The organism is Streptomyces poonensis, from assembly GCF_014650915.1.
In the GTDB taxonomy this organism is placed as follows: domain Bacteria; phylum Actinomycetota; class Actinomycetes; order Streptomycetales; family Streptomycetaceae; genus Streptomyces; species Streptomyces poonensis.
This window is the reverse complement of sequence record NZ_BMVW01000013.1, coordinates 1-15,976: the sequence shown is the minus strand read 5'-3', so window position 1 is coordinate 15,976 and position 15,976 is coordinate 1. Positions and strand designations below refer to the sequence as shown.

Genomic DNA, 15,976 nt, shown 5'->3' with positions numbered 1-15,976 from the left:
GGTCACGTACGCCCGGCCCCCGGGCCCTGGATCAGCTCAGTGTGCCCAGATAGCGCACGTGCGGCCGTCCCTCGGGGCATGTGACCGTCGCCCGCACCCCGTACACCTCGGCGATCAGTTCCTCCGTGAGGACCTCGCGCGGCTCGCCCCGGGCGACCACGCGGCCCGCTCGCAGCACCACCAGTTCGTCGCAGTACAGGGCGGCGAGATTGAGGTCGTGCAGGGCGATGACGGTGGTGACGGGGAGGTCGGTGACCAGGTTGAGCAGTTCCAGCTGGTGCTGGATGTCGAGGTGGTTCGTCGGCTCGTCCAGGAGGAGTTCGCGGGGTTCCTGGGCGAGGGCGCGGGCGATCTGCACACGCTGCCGTTCACCCCCGGACAGGGTGTGCCAGGACTGGCGGGCGCGGTCGGTGAGGCCGGTGCGCTCCAGGGCTTCCTGGACGGCTCGTTCGTCGTGGGCGGAGGCGGGGGTCCAGGCCCGGCGGTGCGGGACGCGGCCGAGCCGGACGACATCGAGGACGGTCAGCTCGACCTGGGTGTCGGCCTGCTGCTCGACGACGGCGATCCGGCGGGCGACGTCGCGGCGGTTCAGTCCGGCGAGCGGGTCGCCGTCGAGCGTGACGACGCCGGAGGCGGGCGCGAGCACTCCGGCGAGCAGCCGCAGGAGCGTGGACTTGCCGGAGCCGTTGGGGCCGAGGAGGCCGACGGTGGAACCGGGTGCCGGGGCGAGATCGACGCCGTCGAGGACGAGGCGGCCGTCGGCGGTACGGGAGACGCGCTCGGCGCGCAGCCCCTGGTTCCCGCGCGCATCCGTCGTCGCCGTCATCCCGCCCTCCTCGTCCGGTACAGCACCAGCACGAACGCCGGCACCCCGATCAGCGAGGTCACCACCCCCACCGGCACCTCCTGGGGATCGAGCACCGTACGGGCCAGCGTGTCGACCCACACCAGGAACACCGCCCCGGCCAGCGCGGCGACCGGCAGCAGCCGTGCGTGGCCCGGCCCGACCAGCGCCCGGGCGGCGTGCGGCAGCACCAGGCCGACGAAGCCGATGGCACCGGCGGAGGCCACCAGCGCGGCCGTCAGCAGGGCCGTCACGCACAGCAGGACCAGCCGGGTGCGGGCGACGGACACGCCCAGCGCGGCGGCCGCGTCCTGCCCGAAGGCGAAGGCGTCGAGCGTCCGCGCGTACCCCAGGCACACCGCCAGGGCCACCACGAGCACGGCGAGACAGGCCCACACATCCGTCCAGCCCGCCCCGCCGAGCGACCCGAGCAGCCAGAACAGCACCCCGCGGGTGGTCTCGGCGTCGGCCGCGGTCATGACGACGAAGGAGGTCAGCGCGGAGAACAGCTGCATCGCGGCCACACCCGACAGCACCACGCGGTCGGTGCTGCCGCCGAGGCTGTGGCTGAGCAGCAGAACGAGCGCGAACGACAGCAGCGCGCCGACGAAGGCGCCCGCCGGCAGCGACACCGCCCCGCCGCCGATGCCCAGGACGACCACGACGACGGCGCCCGTGGACGCGCCGGAGGACACCCCGAGCACGAACGGGTCGGCGAGCGGATTGCGCAGCAGCGACTGCATCACCGCGCCGCAGACGGCGAGCCCGGCCCCGCACACGGCGGCCAGCAGGGTACGCGGCAGTCGCAGCTCCCACACGATGCCGTCCCGGATGGGGCTCACGTCCGTGCTCCCCCACCCCAGGTGGGCGGCGACGACGGACCAGACGTCACCGACCCGGATGTCGGCGGGCCCGATGGTGATCGCCCCGGCGACCGAGGCGCCCAGCAGGGCGGCCGCGGCCACCACGAGCAGCAGGCGGCGCGCGGTACGGACGCCGCGCGCCGGACGGACCGGGGACGTCGCGGGCTCCGGCTCCGTGCCGGCGGGGGTACGGGCCGTGGGACGGGCGGTCACCCGGCCAGCCCGTACTCACGCAGCGCGGAGGCGATCCGCTCCACGCCCTCGACGGTACGGACGGTCGGGTTCAGCGCCTGCCCGCTGAGCAGCACGTACCGTTTCTTCCTCACCGCCGTCATGTTCTTGGTGACCGCGTTGGACTCCAGGAACTCGATCTTCTTCTCGGCGGTCTCGGCGGTCTGCGACCTACGCGTCAGATCGCCGATGACCAGGACGTCGGGGTCGCGTTCGGCGACGGTCTCCCAGTTGATCTGGGGCCATTCGTCGTGCGTGTCGTCGAAGACGTTCTTCGCGCCCAGGGCGCGGGTCATGATGCCGGGTGCGCCGCAGCAGCCCGCCATGTAGGGCGACTCGGAGTTCGCGAACCAGTACATGAGGGTGACGCCGGAGGCATCGACGCCCGCCGTCGCCTTCTTCATGCGCCGCTCCAGCGACGTGACGAGTTCCTCCCCCTTCTCCTCCACCCCGAACACCTCGGCGAGATCGCGCACTTCCCGGTACACGGCGTCCATGGTCAGCGCGTCCTTGCGGGCCCCGTCGCCGTCCCCGGAGTTGTCCTTGCCGGCACAGTCGGACGGGGAGACGTAGGTGGGCACGCCGAGCTTCCCGAACTGCTCCCTGGTCGCCACGCCGCCCTTGCCGAGCGTCGAGACGAAGGAGGCCGCGACGAAGTCGGGGTCCGTGTCGAGGACACGCTCGAAGGAGGGGGCGTTGTCGGCGAGCCGCTTCACCTTGCGGTTGTCCTCCTCCAACCCCTTCAGCACCGGGTCGGTCCAGGTCGCCGTGCCCACCATGCGGTCGGCGAGCCCGAGGGAGAGCATGATCTCGGTGGTGCCCTGGTTGAGGGAGACGGCCCTCTCCGGCGGCGCGCCGACGCGGACGGTGTGCCCGCAGTTCGTGAGGGAGACCGCCGCGTCGGCGACGGGTTCGCCTGCGGTCTTCCCCGACCCGCAGGCACTCAGCACGAGCATTCCGAGGACGGGCAGAACGGGCAGGGCGGCGGAACGTACGGAGCGTACGAGGCGTGCGAAGGGCACGGAGGCGAATCCTTGATCGTCGAGGGCTCGAACGCGGAGCCCGGTCGTACGGTGCTCCCCCGCCGTCGTACGACCGCGGAGGCCGCCAGCAGGTCTTCGGACTCGGGATCGTCCGGACGCGGCGCCTTCCCGGACCCTTCGCGGTCCAGTGGCCGATGCCCCGCCCGTCCCCCTCACCGCTGCGCGTCAGCTCCGGATTCGCACCGGATTCCCTGACCCAGACATGTGGGTTCGACTGGCTCCGGAAAGCTATCACGGCGTATCTCGGTCATCGCCGGGCACCCTGTGCCGTCGAAGTTCCCCACCATCGGCACGTGGTCGCACCGGAACGAGGACGGTCAGCGGGCGCGGCGCACCGCGTAGTCGGCGAGTGCGGGTTCGAGGGCGTCGAAGGCGGTGCGGACATGGCCGGTGAGGGTGTGTGCGATCTCGTCGTCGGTGCGCCCGTCGAGGGTCAGCCGCAGCGTCTCCTCGAACAGCAGCCGGTGGATGCCGCCCAGTTGGGCCGCGGCGACCCGGGGCACGATGTCGCCCGCCTCGGCGCCGGTCTCTTCGGCGAGCACCCGCGCCATGGCCTTCTCCCGGTCGTCGTGGAACTCGCGCAGCCGGGCCACCAGCGCCGTACTGCCGGTGATCATCCGGGCGAACTCCGGGCCCGAGAAGCCGATGACCGGATTCCGCTCGGCCACCGCGGCCAGATAGGCACGGCGCAGCGCGGCCAGCGCCGACTCCCCCGGCTCGCGCTCGCGGATGGTCGCGGCCGGCATCTCGATGAAGACGTCGTGCTGATCGAGCGCGAGGTCCTCCTTGCGGGGGAAGTAGTTGGTGACCGTCATCTTGGCCACCTGCGCGGCCGCCGCCACCTCGGCGATGGTCACGTGGTCGAAGCCCCGCTCCAGGAACAGCCTGGTGGCCTGGCGCGAGATGTTCTCCCTGGTCCGATGCTTCTTCAGGGCCCTGAGGCCCGTCTCCCGTGGGCTCATGGAAGGACTATACCTAGGTCGAACCCAAAAATATGCTTGACACATTTCTAGGACCGACATAACTTATGGTCGCCGGGTCGGCCACGGGTGACCCGCGTCCGTGACCCGCGTCCGTGATCCGCTCCGTGATCCGGCCCCGCCGAGAGGACCTCTGCGTGACACCTGACCCGATGGCCGTCCACCCGTTGCCCGCCCATGAGCGGGTCGTCTTCCTCAAGCCGCTGATCAGCCGTCCCGAGATCGTGGTGGGTGAATACACCTACTTCGACGACCCCGACGGCGCGACCGCCTTCGCGGACCGCAACGTGCTGTACGCCTACGGTCCGGAGCGGCTCGTCATCGGCAAGTACTGCGCGATCGCCACGGGCACCCGGTTCCTGATGGCCGGCGCGGACCACCCGACGATGGGCGTGTCGACGTATCCGTTCACCATGTTCGGCGGCGAGTGGGCCGAGCGGACCCTCGACATCGTCACCGGCATGCCGAGCCGCGGCGACACCGTCGTCGGCAACGACGTCTGGTTCGGCTACGGCGCCACGGTCATGCCCGGCGTACGGATCGGCCACGGAGCCGTCGTCGCGGCCGGCGCCGTGGTCACCGCCGACGTCCCGCCGTACACGATCGTCGGCGGGAACCCGGCCAGGGCCATCCGCCGGCGCTTCGACGAGGCCGACATCGACCGGCTGCTGCGGGCCGCCTGGTGGGACTGGCCCGTCGCCCTGGTGACCGAGCACGCCCGCACCATCATGGCCGGCACCCCGGCCGACATCGCCCGCATCGCCGCCGACAACGGTCTGGAGAAGGCCCTTTGACCTCCCTGTCCATCGAAGAGCACACCGTGACCGACCGTGCCTCCGGCCCGTACGCGATCACCACGGGACCGGACGGCGCGCTGTGGTACACCCTGGTCCACGCCGGCCGGATCGGACGGCTGGTGCCCGGCGGCGAGCCGACGAGCCACCGGATCGATCCCGCCTGCGGACCGACGATCATCACCTCCGGGCCGGACGGCGCGCTGTGGTTCACCGCGTACCGCACGCACCGGATCGGCCGGATCACCACGGACGGCGTCGTCGACGAGTTCCCGCTGCCGTCCGGCTGCGGGCCGTTCGGCATCGCCGCGGGACCGGACGGCGCGCTGTGGTTCACGGAGACCGCCGCCAACCGCATCGGCCGGATCACCACCGACGGCCGGGTCACCGAGTTCCCGCTGCCGGTCACCGGCGCGTTCCCCTCCGCGATCGCCGCGGGGGACGACGACGGGCTGTGGTTCACCCTGAATCAGACGAACGCCGTCGGGCGGATCGGCACGGACGGCGCGGTCACGCTCCATCCGCTGCCGACGGAGGCCGCCGCGCCGGTGGGAATCACCGCGGGCCGCGACGGCGTCCTCTGGTTCGTCGAGATCGCCGCCGGCCAGATCGGCCGGATCACCACCGACGGCCGGATCACCGAGTTCCCGCTGCCCGACCGCGCCGCCCGGCCGCACGCCGTCGCGATCGACGGGAACGGCACCCCGTGGTTCACCGAATGGGGCGCCAACCGCGTCGGTTCGCTCGCTCCCGACGGCACCGTCGCCGTGCACGACCTGCCCACTCCCGGATCCGAACCGCACGGCATCGCCCTCGGCCCGGACGGCGCGATGTGGACGGCGCTGGAGACCGGCGCGCTGGCCCGTGTCGCCCCGGCGGCCGACGACGGCTGACAGGACGGCCGACGACGACTGCAGGACGACCGGCGACAACTGACAGGACGATGGGAGCGCCTTGACACAGCAGACACCTTTCGACGCGGGCTCGGAGTTCGACCGGCAGGTCCGCAATCTGATCGAGCGTGACCACCCGGCCGCGACCGGACCCGACGCGGCACAGTACGCCGCGCTGCTCGCCCCGTTGCGTGATGTCGTGACGTCCACCGCGACCCACACGCCGTACGATCCGGAGGCCGGCCGGGTGCCCTTCCTGCTCGTGGTGACCCGCCAGGTCGCTCCGATCGAGCAGACGATGCCGCGCACCACCCTGCACGGCAAGGACAAGCCCGGATTCGTCGACCGCTCCTTCGAACCGGGCGCCCTCGAACGCTTCGTCGCCACTCCCTCAACCGCTCTGCCCGACCAGCGTGCCTATCTGGTGCTCGGCGTCGAGCGGGGAGAGGAGTTCTGCGGCGCCGTGCCCCGTGACGCCATGGACGTCATCGCGGACAGAGGGCGGACCCTGCTCACCATCGAGGAAGGGATCGCGCTGATCACCCACTTCCCGCAGATCCTCGTCAAGAACAAGTGCTTCTCCCTCGGCGGCTCACGCTCCGGTGACCGCCGGGTCCCGGCGATATGGATCAGCCAGAACGCCCCCAAGCTCGGCTGGTGCTGGGAGGGCAACCCCCACACCTGGCTCGGCATGGCCTCCGCCGGCTCCCGCCGCACCACCGCATAGGCCGGCGCCCTCCCTCGGCCCGGGGCTGCGGGAATCGCCCGCGGCCCCGGCGCGTTCTCGTCGGACGAGTGGCCGAGACAACGGAGGTACAGCATGCACGGCGACACGGAGACCGTCCGCAAGATCCTCACCGAGCACGGTGACACCTGGGCCGTCGTCGGCCTCTCCTCGAATCGGGAGCGCGCCGCATACGGCGTCGCAGCGGTCCTGCAGCGCTTCGGCAAGCGGATCGTCCCCGTGCACCCCAAGGCCGAGACGGTCCACGGAGAGCAGGGGTATACGTCCCTCGACGCCATTCCCTTCGACGTCGACGTCGTGGACGTCTTCGTGAACAGCGACCTCGCCGGCGCGGTCGCCGACGAAGCCGTGGCGAAGGGGGCGAAGGCGGTGTGGTTCCAGCTCGGTGTCGTCGACGAGGCGGCATACGAGCGGACCCGTGCCATGGGCCTCGACATGGTCATGGACCGCTGCCCCGCCATCGAGATCCCGCGACTCGGCTGAGAGCCGGACCACCGGGCACCGACGGCATTCGGTGCCCGGCGCTCAGTGCGCGTCGGCGTACAGCTCCTCGATCAGCCGGGCGACGGTGTCCGGCTCGCGCAGTGTCGGGAAGTGGTCGGAGGCGGCCAGGCGGACCGAACGGCAGCCGGGGATCCGGGCGGCCATCTCCTCGTTGCAGCGGACCACGTCCGGATGGTCCAGCTCCCCCAGGGCCAGCAGCGTGGGCGCGGTGATCTCCCCGAGCCTGTCGAACGCGGGCGCGTCGGTCCTCCGATGAGCGGCGTTGCTGAACCAGGCGGGCAGCGCCCTTCGAAGATGGGCGGCCGCGACCGGATCGGTGTCCGGAGTACCACCACCCGCCCGCGCGCTCATGGTCAGCCCCAGCTGGACAATGCCCTCCATGTCGCCGGCCTTGGCCAGCTGCTCCACCTCCTGCAGGAACCCGGAGGGCATCAGCTCCTCGTACCCCGTGACCCCGGGCACGAAGAGCGCGAGGCCCGCCACCCGGTCCGGGGTGTCGAGAGCCAAGTTGAGCGCCGTGGCGCCGCCCATGCTGGAACCCACCAGCACCGCACGGGGCAGGCCGAAGTGGTCGAGGACCGCAGCGAGGTCCTCGACCAGGGAATACGCGACGGTCGGCGCCGGTGAGCGGCCGAAGCCCCGGACGTCGTAGCGGATCACCCGGTGCCGCTCGGTGAGCATCGGAAGGACCGGGTCCCAGATCGTCGAGTCGCCGACGCCCGGGTGGAGCAGGACCAGCGGCAACCCGCGCGGCAGTCCGCCGTTCCCCGAATCGTCCGCCCACAGTTCACCGTCGCTGACCGGCACGATGCTCTCCATGACGTCAGAGTCTGGCTGAGCGGACCAGGCAGCCGGCAGCGGGATTCCGGCCGTGCTTGACCTCAAGTTCGGGTTCAGTTCCTACGGTCGTCCTGTCCGACCGACCGGGACACATCTCCGACCGTCATGGAGGGGCTGGCCATGGAGTACTCGCACGGCGACGCCGAACTGATCCAGCAGCCCATCGGTTACTGGAGTTGGGCGGCCTCCAAGGCCGTCGTCACCCGTACCCGGGGCGCCCTCGCCGAGATCGGCCTCTCCCAGCCGCAGTGGTGGGTGCTCGCGCAGGTCGTCGGCGCCGACACCGTCAGGACCCGCGACGAGGTGTCCCGGCTCCTGAGGAACTACCCCGATGCGCATCCTCATCAGCCCCCGGCCCGTCAGCCCCCCGCCCTCAGCCGGGCCCCTCAGCGTCCAGTTCCGGTCCTCAGCCGCAGTACGCATCCCGCCGCGGCCGCTCCCCCGTCGCCAGGAAGCGCGTCACGGTGCGGTCGCCGCAGGCATTGCCGTTGGCGAGGTAGGCGTTGTGACCGGTGGAGTCGACGGTCACCATGACGGCGCGCCGGCCGAGGGCCTCGCGCAGTTTCCGGGCGCCGGTGAGCGGGGTGGCCACGTCGCGCTCGTTCTGTATCAGCATGATGGAGGCGGGGCCGTCGTCGGTGATGCGGACCGGGGGCTCCTGCTGCTTCCAGGGCCAGGCGGCGCAGGGCATGGCGTTCCTCGGCATGCCGGCGGTCAGCGGGTACTCGGCGCGGCTCTCGGCGACCTCCTTCTCGTACACGGCCGGTGAGGTGGGCCAGGCGACGTCGTTGCAGAGGGTGGCCGCGCCGACCGCGGTGCTGTTCTGCAGGGCCTCCTCGGGCGGTGCCTGCGGAGCGGGCGGCACGGTTCCCTTGCGGGCGGCAAGGATCAGCTCGGCGAGGGCCGGGTAGCCGTCGGGATCGTAGAGGCTGTCCAGCATGGTCTGGCGCAGCACGTTGCCGTTGAGCTCCTCGGGGTTGGCGCCGGGCCAGGGGATGGGTTCGCGGTCGAGGCGGGCGGCCAGGGCGAGGAAGAGCGGGCGTACCTCGGCCGCCGTGCGGGCCAGACGGTACGGGTTCTCGGGCCGCGCGGCCCAGGCGGCGAACTCGGGGAAGTTGTCCTCGACACCGGTCTCGTACGCGGCGAGCCAGCCGCGGCCCACCCTGGTGGGGTCCGGGTCGTCGTTGCTGTCGAGCACGATGCGGTCGGTGCGGTGCGGGAAGAGTTCGCTGTAGACGGCGCCGACGTACGTGCCGTACGAGACGCCCCACGCGGAGACCTTGTGCTCCCCGAGGGCCGCGCGGATGCGGTCGAGGTCGCGGGCCTCGTTGGCGGTGGTGATGTGCTGCATGAGCTCGCCGCCGTTGCGGGCGCAGGCGTCCGCCATGCGGCGGGCCGTGGCCAGGTTCTCGGTGGTCGAACCGTCGGGGGCGGGCCACGGCCGCAGCTTGGAGGTGGCGAGGTCGGCGTGGTCCAGGCCGCAGCTGACGGGGGTCGACTCACCGTAGCCGCGTGGATCGAAGCCGATCAGGTCGTAGGCGTCCCGGACCTCCTGCGGCAGGCTCTGGCCCTTGCCCGACGGCCGGTTGAGGCTGCCGCCGCCCGGACCGCCGGGGATGAGGAGCAGTGTCCCGCGGCGCGCCTGCGGCTTCTCGGCCGGGATGCGGGAGAACGCGATGCTGATCTTCTTGCCGTCCGGCTCCGCGTAGTCCATCGGTACCTCGATGGTGGTGCATTTCTGACGTGGGTCGAGCCCGCTGCCCTCGCACTTCGTCCAGTCGAGAGCAGCGGGCTGCGCGCCGGCCCGGGTCGGGGCGGACGCGGTGGCGGTCAGTGGAGCGGTGAGGGTCAGGACGGCGGCCGTGGCGGCGAGCAGCGCCGCGTTTCGCTTGATCTTCGTCATGCGAAAGATCCTCGTGCGTTTCCACGCTCACCGACATCCAGCCAACAGGCGTGTGTATCCGGGGGGTTGCCCCCGCCGCACCCCTAGGGGAGAAGCGGGGGTCATCCCTCACCTCAGCTCCGGGCCGCCCGGCCCCGGGTGACCAGCCTCCGCACCAGCGGCCACGCCAGCAGCAGCACCACGACGGCGTACACCGTCACCGAGAAGGGCGTGTCGACCAGACCCGTGACGCTGCCGTCGCTGATCTGCAGGGCGCGCCGCAGCTGCTGTTCGGCGGCCGGGCCGAGGATGACGCCGATGACAGCGGGGAGGACTGGCAGGCCGTACCGCCGCATGCCGAAGCCGATCAGGCCGATGATCAGCAGGATGATCAGGTCGATGACCTCGCCGCCGACCGCGTACGCGCCCACCGCCGCGAAGAACAGGATCCCGGCGTACAGGTACGGCCGCGGAATGCGCAGCAGCTTCGCCCAGACCGGGGCCAGCGGCAGGTTCAGGGCGAGGAGCAGCACCATGCCGACGAAGAGGGAGGCGATCAGGCCCCAGACGAGGTCGGGTTCGCGTTCGAAGAGGAGGGGGCCCGGCTGGATGCCGTACTGCTGGAAGGCGGCCAGCATCACGGCCGCGACCGCCGTGGTGGGCAGGCCGAGGGTGAGCATGGAGACCAGCGTGCCCGCCGCCGAGGCCGACGCCGCCGCCTCCGGTCCCGCGACGCCCTCGATGGCGCCCTTGCCGAACTCGTCCTTGTGCCGCGAGAGGCGTTTCTCCGTGACGTAGGAGAGGAAGGTGGGGATCTCCGCGCCGCCGGCCGGGATCGCGCCGAACGGGAAGCCGATGAACGGGCCGCGCAGCCACGCCTTCCAGGTGCGCTTCACATCGCCGCGGCCGAGCCAGGGACGGCCCACCGGGATGGCCTCACCGGTCGTACGGCGCAGGTGGGCGGCGACCCACAGGGCCTCGCCGATCGCGAAGAGACCGACCGCGACGATCACCACGTCGATGCCGTCGGCGAGTTGCAGGGAGCCGAAGGTGAGGCGCTGCTGGCCTGTCATCTGGTCCAGGCCGACCAGGCCGAGGGTGAGGCCGATGAGGAGGGAGGCCAGGCCGCGGATGCGGGAGGAGCCCAGGACCGACGTCACCGCGATGAAGGCCAGGACCATGATGGCGAAGTAGTCGGGCGCCCCGATGTCGACGGCGAGGTCGGCGACGGTCGGTGCCAGCGCCACCAGCAGCGTCGTACCGATCATGCCGCCCGCGAAGTGGCCGATGGCGGCGGCCGCGAGCGCCTGCGCGCCGCGCCCCGCCTTGGCCATGGGGTTGCCCTCCATCGCGGCCACCACGGCGGCGCTCTCACCGGGGGTGTTGAGGAGGATCGAGGTCGTCGAGCCGCCGAACATGGCGCCGTAGTAGATGCCCGCGAACATGATGAACGCGCCGGTCGGGTCGAGCCCGTACGTCACCGGCAGCAGCAGCGCGACCGCCATCGCGGGGCCGATGCCGGGCAGTACGCCGATGGCCGTGCCGAGGAGGACGCCGACGGCCGCCCAGAGGAGGTTGATGGGCGTGAGGGCCGTACCGAAGCCCTCCATGAGGGAGTTGAGAGCGTTCATGTCACAGGACTCCCATCAGCGGACCGCCGGGCAGCGGAACCCCGAGCAGGTTGTTGAAGACGACGTAGGCGACCAGCGAGAGCACGGCCGCGATGAGCGGGTCGCGGTCGGGGCGGCGGCTGCCGAGGGCGCACGCGGCGCCCCAGAAGAGCAGGGCGCCCGCGACGGGGAAGCCGAGCGGCTCGATGAGGACGGCCGCGCCGAGGAAGACGCCGGTGAGCAGCAGCACCGTGCGCCAGTCGGCGGGTTCGGACAGGTCGACGTCCTCGCCCGCCTCGGCTTCGCCGCGGCCGCCGCGCAGCACGTCGACGGCGAGCAGGGCGGCGATGACCAGCAGGCCGATGCCGACGGCGATCGGCACGGTGCGCGGTCCGACCGGACCGCGCTGGGTCATGTCGACGTCCATGGCGAGCGCGTCGGTGAGGACGAGCACGCCGAGGAGCAGGAGCAGGACGCTGACGCCGAGTTCGGAGCGTTCGCGCAGCCAGCGCTGCCAGGAGGGGCGCCCGGTACTCTCGTCCGTACCCGGGGTGAGATCGTTCCGCTTCGTCACAGTCCCAGCTCCTTCAGCACCGACACCACTCGCTTGTCCTGCGCGTCCAGGAAGTCGCCGAACTTCTCGCCGGTGAGGAAGGCGTCGTCCCAGCCGTTCCGCTTGAGGGACTGCTGCCACTCGTCGGAGGCGTGCAGTTCCTCGAAGAGCCGGGTGAGCTTTACGCGTTCCGCGTCGGAGAGGCCGGGCGGGGCGACGATGCCGCGCCAGTTGGTGAAGTTCACGTCGTAGCCCGCCTCCTGGAGGGTGGGCGCGTCCAGACCGGCGACACGCTCGGGGCCCGTGACGGCGAGCAGCCGGAGCTCCCCCGCCTTGATCTGGTCCAGGTACTCGCCGACGCCGGAGACGCCGAAGGCGACCTTGTTGCCGAGGATGGAGGCGAGCAGTTCGCCGCCGCCGTCGAAGGGCACGTAGTTGACCTGCTTGGGCGCGATCCCGGCGGCCTGCGCCATCAGCATGGGCGCGAGGTGGTCGGGCCCGCCGGGCGAGGAGCCGCCGCCCACCGGGAGCTTGCCCGGCGCCTTCTTCCAGGCGTCGACGAGCTGGCCGATCGTCTTGTACGGGGAGTCCTTGGCGACCACGACGACGTCCTGCTCCTCGGTGAGCCGGGCGATCGGGGTGGTGTCGGCGAGGGTGCTGGGCGCGTCGTTGGAGCGGGCGGCGCCGACGACGCCGAGGCCCATCGACATGGCGAGCTTGCCGTTGCCGTGCTCGCTCACCAGCCGGGTGAGACCGACCGTGCCGCCGGCGCCGGGCAGGTTGAACACCTCGACGTTGTGGGTGAGGTCGGCGTCCTCGGCGTTCTTCGCGGCCGTACGGGCCGTGATGTCGTAGCCGCCGCCGGGCGTGTTGGGAACCATGAAGCGCAGGCCCGGGATCTGCGTGCCGGTCTCGGTGCCGCTGCCCGGTGTGAGCAGCGGCGGTCCCACGAGCACGAGCAGGGCGGCCCCGAGCAGGGCGAGGAGCGCGCGCAGGCGCACGAGTGCCACCACCTGTTCTGGAGGTCGGTACGGGTACGTACGAATACGGGGAGCCCTTGCGGGAAGGGCGTGATGTGCGCCACATGGTGCCCGCGTGGCGGCGCACTGTCTGCCTTGCGCAACCAATGGAGGTTGTGGTCTTTGCGGTCACCACAAGTCTTCGCCCGGACAACTCTTTCCAATACCGCAGGTCGGCGCCATGATGGTGCGTCCCGGCACCGGAGCCGCCCTGGCCTGCCGGTTGTCGTGCCGGTTGTCGTGCCGGTCGCCGTGCCGCCAGGAGAGATCGAGTCCGTCGTGGTCGCCACGTTCCGTCGTCATACTCTCGCGGGCGAGATGCTGGTGCTCCAGCTCGCCATCGTCGTGGTGGTGCTGCTGGCGGTCGCCGCCGTCTCGCTCGCCCAGTCCGAGGCGACCTTCCGCCGCGTCGAGGGCCGCCGGGTCGCCGCGCTGGCCGAACAGCTCGCCGCCACCCCCCTCGTCCGCAGCCAGCTCGCCCGCCCGGCGCCGGACGACGCCCTCGACACCTTGGTGCAGTCCACGTACGTGCAGTCCGGGGTCACCTCGGTGACGGTGACCGACGACGCCGGCCGCGTCGTCGGCTCGACCGACCCGACGGCGGTCGGCGGCCGGCTGCCCCTCGGCACCGGGGTCACCCGGGGCCGCGCCTGGACCGGGCCGCTGACCTGGGACGGCAGCCCGGAGCTGGTGGCACAGGTGCCGGTGCTCGGGGCCACGGAGGAGATGCTCGGACGCCGGCTGGGCACCGTGATGATCGGCGAGGCGTACCCGACGGTGTGGCAGCGGCTGAGCGGCGCGTCCTCGTACCTCCTGGCCTATCTGGGCATCGCCAGCGGGCTGGGCGTGGCCGGTTCCTGGCTGCTGGCGCGGCGGGTGAAGCGGCAGACCCTCGGGCTGGAGCCGCGCGAGATCGCGGGGCTGGCCGAGCACCGCGAGGCGATGCTGTACGGCATCGCGGAGGGCGTCGTCGCGCTGGATCCGCAGGCCCGGATCACCCTGGTGAACGACGTGGGCCGGCGGCTGCTCGGGCTGCCGGAGGACTGTGTGGGCCGCGGTCTCGCCGAGCTCGGCATCGACGGACGGCTGCGGGACGTACTCGCGGGGGCGGGGGCCCAGGGAAGCCCCGCGAAGGCGGACCGGCACGACGAGGTGGTCATCCGCGACGGCCGCGTCCTGGTGATGAACCGGATGACGGTCACCAAGGACGGCCGCCCGCTCGGCTCGGTGACGACACTGCGGGACCGCACCGAACTGGCCCGGCTGGAGCGGGAGATCGGCTCCTTCCGCAGTTCCTCGGAGCTGCTGCGCGCGCAGGCCCACGAGTTCGCGAACCAGCTGCACACCATCTCCGGGCTGATCCAGATCGGCGAGCAGGAGGAAGTGGTGCGCTACATCCGCGCGTTGCACCAGCGCCGCCAGTCGCTCGACGTGACCCTCTCCCGGCGTGTCCGCGACACGGCCGTGGCCGCCCTCCTGATGGCCAAGTCGTCACTGGCGGCGGAGCGGAGGGTGACCCTGCGGATTTCGGACGACACGGCACTGGACCGGCTCGCGCCGGAGGACGCCGCCGACGTGGCGACCGTGGTGGGCAACCTCGTCGACAACGCCATCGACGCGGTGACCGCGGGCGGTGCCGACCCTGCCGACGACGGGGCGTGGGTGGAGGTCGGGCTCCGGCAGGACGCCGCCAGCGTGGAGATCGAGGTCCGTGACTCCGGCCCCGGCGTCGCCCCCGAACTGGCCCACGAGGTCTTCGCGCACGGCTTCACCACCAAGGCCGCCGAGGAGGGCGAGCGCGGCATCGGCCTCGCGCTCACCCGGCTCGTGTGCGAGCGCCACGGCGGGGAGATCGCGGTGACCAACACGCCCGACGGGGCGATGTTCACCGCCCGCATGACCGTGAGCCACCCCGCGCCGGCGGTGGCGGAAGGAGTATCCCGATGAGAGCGCCCACGCGAGCGCCGGCGCCCGCACCGACCGTCACGAACGGCACCATCGATGTCCTCGTCGTCGACGACGACTTCATGGTGACCCGGGTGCACCGTACGTTCGTCGAGCGTGTCGCGCCGTTCCGGGTCGTCGGCACGGCGGGCACCGCGGGCGAGGCGGTGGCGGCCGTCGACGCGCTCCGCCCCGACCTGGTCCTGCTCGACCTGTACCTGCCGGACGGCTTCGGCCTGGACGTCATCCCGAGGCTGCGCACCGCCGGGCACGACTGCGACGTCATGGCCATCACCGCCGCGCGCGAGGCGGACGCGGTGCGCGGCGCCGTCCGGCACGGCGTCGTCGACTACCTCCTCAAACCGTTCGAGTACGAGGACCTGCGCTCCCGCCTGGAGCGGTACGCCGAGCAGCGCGGCCGGCTGCTGACCACGGTCGTACGGGGCCAGGCGGACGTGGACCGGGTGCTGGCCGGAGCGTTCACGGCCGCACCCGGCACCACGCCGCTGCCCAAGGGGCTGAGCGTGGAGACCGCCGACCTGGTGGAGCGCACCCTCCGGGCGGCGGACGGCACGCTCTCCGCGGCCGAGTGCGCGGCGGCCACCGGTGTCTCCCGGGTCAGCGCCCGCCGCTATCTGGAGCACTTCCACGCCACCGGCAGCGCGGAGGTGTCCCTGCGGTACGGCGCCGCCGGGCGGCCGGAACGCCGGTACCACTGGCGGGGGTGACGATCGGGGTGTCGTTCAGCCCGCCCACGTCCACTCCGCGACCTCCGGCAGATCGGTGCCGTGCTCACGGATCCAGGCGTGGTGGCGGGTGCGCGCGTCGGCCATGCGCTGACGTACGGCCGCGGCCCGGACGGCGAGCCCGGGCACACGGTCGATGACGTCCATGACCAGGCGGAATCGGTCGAGGTCGTTGCGGACCACCATGTCGAACGGGGTGGTCGTGGTGCCCATCTCCTTGTAGCCGCGCACATGCAGGTTCTCGTGGCCGGTGCGGCGGTAGGCGAGGCGGTGAATCAGCCACGGGTAGCCGTGGTACGCGAAGATCACCGGCTTGTCGGTGGTGAACAGGCCGTCGTACTCGAAGTCGCTCATCCCGTGGGGATGGGCGTCCTGGGGCATCAGCCGGGCGATGTCCACGACGTTGACCACCCGTACCGTCAGCTCCGGCAGATGGCGGCGCAGCAGCTGGGCGGCGGCCAGCACCTCCTGGGTGGGCACGTCCC

16 protein-coding genes, 1 pseudogene and 1 riboswitch are annotated in these 15,976 nt (G+C 72.0%); of the genes and pseudogenes, 7 read left to right on the top strand and 10 right to left on the bottom strand.

Annotated features, from left to right (window positions below):
• Window positions 1–31 precede the first annotated feature (31 nt).
• From IE242_RS26455 to IE242_RS26440, 4 genes are all read right to left on the bottom strand, one after another.
• Complete coding sequence (locus IE242_RS26455) at window positions 32–826, bottom strand: ABC transporter ATP-binding protein (protein ID WP_189863524.1); 795 nt, start codon at window positions 824–826, stop codon at window positions 32–34.
• Window positions 823–1,920, bottom strand: coding sequence for a FecCD family ABC transporter permease (locus IE242_RS26450; RefSeq protein WP_189863522.1), 1,098 nt, complete (start codon window positions 1,918–1,920; stop codon window positions 823–825). Before IE242_RS26450 ends, IE242_RS26455 begins: the two co-directional genes overlap by 4 nt.
• A complete protein-coding gene (locus tag IE242_RS26445; protein ID WP_189863870.1) occupies window positions 1,917–2,894 on the bottom strand; it encodes an ABC transporter substrate-binding protein in 978 nt (325 codons plus the stop codon). Before IE242_RS26445 ends, IE242_RS26450 begins: the two co-directional genes overlap by 4 nt.
• A gap of 136 nt (window positions 2,895–3,030) precedes the next feature.
• Window positions 3,031–3,215: riboswitch (cobalamin riboswitch) on the bottom strand.
• A gap of 83 nt (window positions 3,216–3,298) precedes the next feature.
• A complete protein-coding gene (locus IE242_RS26440) occupies window positions 3,299–3,943 on the bottom strand; it encodes a TetR/AcrR family transcriptional regulator (protein WP_189863520.1) in 645 nt (214 codons plus the stop codon).
• A gap of 155 nt (window positions 3,944–4,098) precedes the next feature.
• On the opposite strand from IE242_RS26440, the gene IE242_RS26435 reads away from it, so the two are divergent.
• The 4 genes from IE242_RS26435 (at window position 4,099) to IE242_RS26420 (ending at window position 6,876) form a co-directional block, all read left to right on the top strand.
• Window positions 4,099–4,755, top strand: a complete 657-nt coding sequence (locus IE242_RS26435; protein WP_189863518.1) for a CatB-related O-acetyltransferase — start codon at window positions 4,099–4,101, stop codon at window positions 4,753–4,755.
• Window positions 4,756–4,760: 5 nt separating this feature from the next.
• On the top strand, window positions 4,761–5,648 hold the full coding sequence (locus IE242_RS26430; protein WP_373299591.1) for a Vgb family protein: 888 nt from the start codon (window positions 4,761–4,763) through the stop codon (window positions 5,646–5,648).
• Window positions 5,649–5,709: 61 nt separating this feature from the next.
• On the top strand, window positions 5,710–6,375 hold the full coding sequence (locus IE242_RS26425; protein ID WP_189863514.1) for a DUF5701 family protein: 666 nt from the start codon (window positions 5,710–5,712) through the stop codon (window positions 6,373–6,375).
• A 93-nt stretch (window positions 6,376–6,468) separates the two neighbouring features.
• Complete coding sequence (locus tag IE242_RS26420) at window positions 6,469–6,876, top strand: CoA-binding protein (protein ID WP_189863512.1); 408 nt, start codon at window positions 6,469–6,471, stop codon at window positions 6,874–6,876.
• 42 nt (window positions 6,877–6,918) lie between these two features.
• Here the strand turns inward: IE242_RS26420 and IE242_RS26415 are convergent, their stop codons facing one another.
• A complete protein-coding gene (locus IE242_RS26415) occupies window positions 6,919–7,716 on the bottom strand; it encodes an alpha/beta fold hydrolase (RefSeq protein WP_189863510.1) in 798 nt (265 codons plus the stop codon).
• Window positions 7,717–7,857: 141 nt separating this feature from the next.
• Here IE242_RS26415 and IE242_RS37995 point away from each other — a divergent pair.
• A pseudogene (locus IE242_RS37995) lies at window positions 7,858–8,079 on the top strand (winged helix DNA-binding protein); the annotation flags it as partial.
• Between the two features lie 64 nt (window positions 8,080–8,143).
• Here IE242_RS37995 and IE242_RS26410 read toward each other — a convergent pair.
• The 4 genes from IE242_RS26410 to IE242_RS26395 form a co-directional block, all read right to left on the bottom strand.
• Window positions 8,144–9,640, bottom strand: a complete 1,497-nt coding sequence (locus tag IE242_RS26410) for an alpha/beta hydrolase (RefSeq protein WP_189863508.1) — start codon at window positions 9,638–9,640, stop codon at window positions 8,144–8,146.
• Between the two features lie 113 nt (window positions 9,641–9,753).
• Window positions 9,754–11,250 carry a tripartite tricarboxylate transporter permease gene (locus tag IE242_RS26405; RefSeq protein WP_189863506.1) on the bottom strand — a complete coding sequence of 499 codons (1,497 nt, stop codon included), beginning with the start codon at window positions 11,248–11,250 and terminating at the stop codon, window positions 9,754–9,756.
• Window position 11,251: 1 nt separating this feature from the next.
• Window positions 11,252–11,803, bottom strand: coding sequence for a tripartite tricarboxylate transporter TctB family protein (locus IE242_RS26400; RefSeq protein ID WP_189863504.1), 552 nt, complete (start codon window positions 11,801–11,803; stop codon window positions 11,252–11,254).
• A complete protein-coding gene (locus tag IE242_RS26395; protein ID WP_189863868.1) occupies window positions 11,800–12,783 on the bottom strand; it encodes a Bug family tripartite tricarboxylate transporter substrate binding protein in 984 nt (327 codons plus the stop codon). Before IE242_RS26395 ends, IE242_RS26400 begins: the two co-directional genes overlap by 4 nt.
• Before the next feature lie 297 nt (window positions 12,784–13,080).
• On the opposite strand from IE242_RS26395, the gene IE242_RS26390 reads away from it, so the two are divergent.
• Together IE242_RS26390 and IE242_RS26385 are read left to right on the top strand one after the other, a co-directional pair.
• Complete coding sequence (locus tag IE242_RS26390) at window positions 13,081–14,748, top strand: sensor histidine kinase (RefSeq protein WP_189863865.1); 1,668 nt, start codon at window positions 13,081–13,083, stop codon at window positions 14,746–14,748.
• Window positions 14,745–15,473 carry a response regulator gene (locus tag IE242_RS26385; RefSeq protein ID WP_189863502.1) on the top strand — a complete coding sequence of 243 codons (729 nt, stop codon included), beginning with the start codon at window positions 14,745–14,747 and terminating at the stop codon, window positions 15,471–15,473. The genes IE242_RS26390 and IE242_RS26385 overlap by 4 nt, the downstream gene beginning before the upstream one ends.
• A gap of 15 nt (window positions 15,474–15,488) precedes the next feature.
• Here the strand turns inward: IE242_RS26385 and IE242_RS26380 are convergent.
• Window positions 15,489–15,976 (bottom strand): phosphoketolase family protein (locus IE242_RS26380; protein ID WP_506417254.1); only part of this gene is annotated, 488 nt, incomplete at its 5' end.

Excerpts from the sequence above, each read along its gene's own strand:
- IE242_RS26455 (WP_189863524.1), bottom strand. The coding sequence starts at position 826 with ATGACGGCGACGACGGATGCGCGCGGGAACCAGGGGCTGCGCGCCGAG.
- IE242_RS26445 (WP_189863870.1), bottom strand. The coding sequence starts at position 2,894 with ATGCTCGTGCTGAGTGCCTGCGGGTCGGGGAAGACCGCAGGCGAACCC.
- IE242_RS26440 (WP_189863520.1), bottom strand. The coding sequence starts at position 3,943 with ATGAGCCCACGGGAGACGGGCCTCAGGGCCCTGAAGAAGCATCGGACC.
- IE242_RS26420 (WP_189863512.1), top strand. The coding sequence starts at position 6,469 with ATGCACGGCGACACGGAGACCGTCCGCAAGATCCTCACCGAGCACGGT.
- IE242_RS26415 (WP_189863510.1), bottom strand. The coding sequence starts at position 7,716 with ATGGAGAGCATCGTGCCGGTCAGCGACGGTGAACTGTGGGCGGACGAT.
- IE242_RS26410 (WP_189863508.1), bottom strand. The coding sequence starts at position 9,640 with ATGACGAAGATCAAGCGAAACGCGGCGCTGCTCGCCGCCACGGCCGCC.
- IE242_RS26405 (WP_189863506.1), bottom strand. The coding sequence starts at position 11,250 with ATGAACGCTCTCAACTCCCTCATGGAGGGCTTCGGTACGGCCCTCACG.
- IE242_RS26385 (WP_189863502.1), top strand. The coding sequence starts at position 14,745 with ATGAGAGCGCCCACGCGAGCGCCGGCGCCCGCACCGACCGTCACGAAC.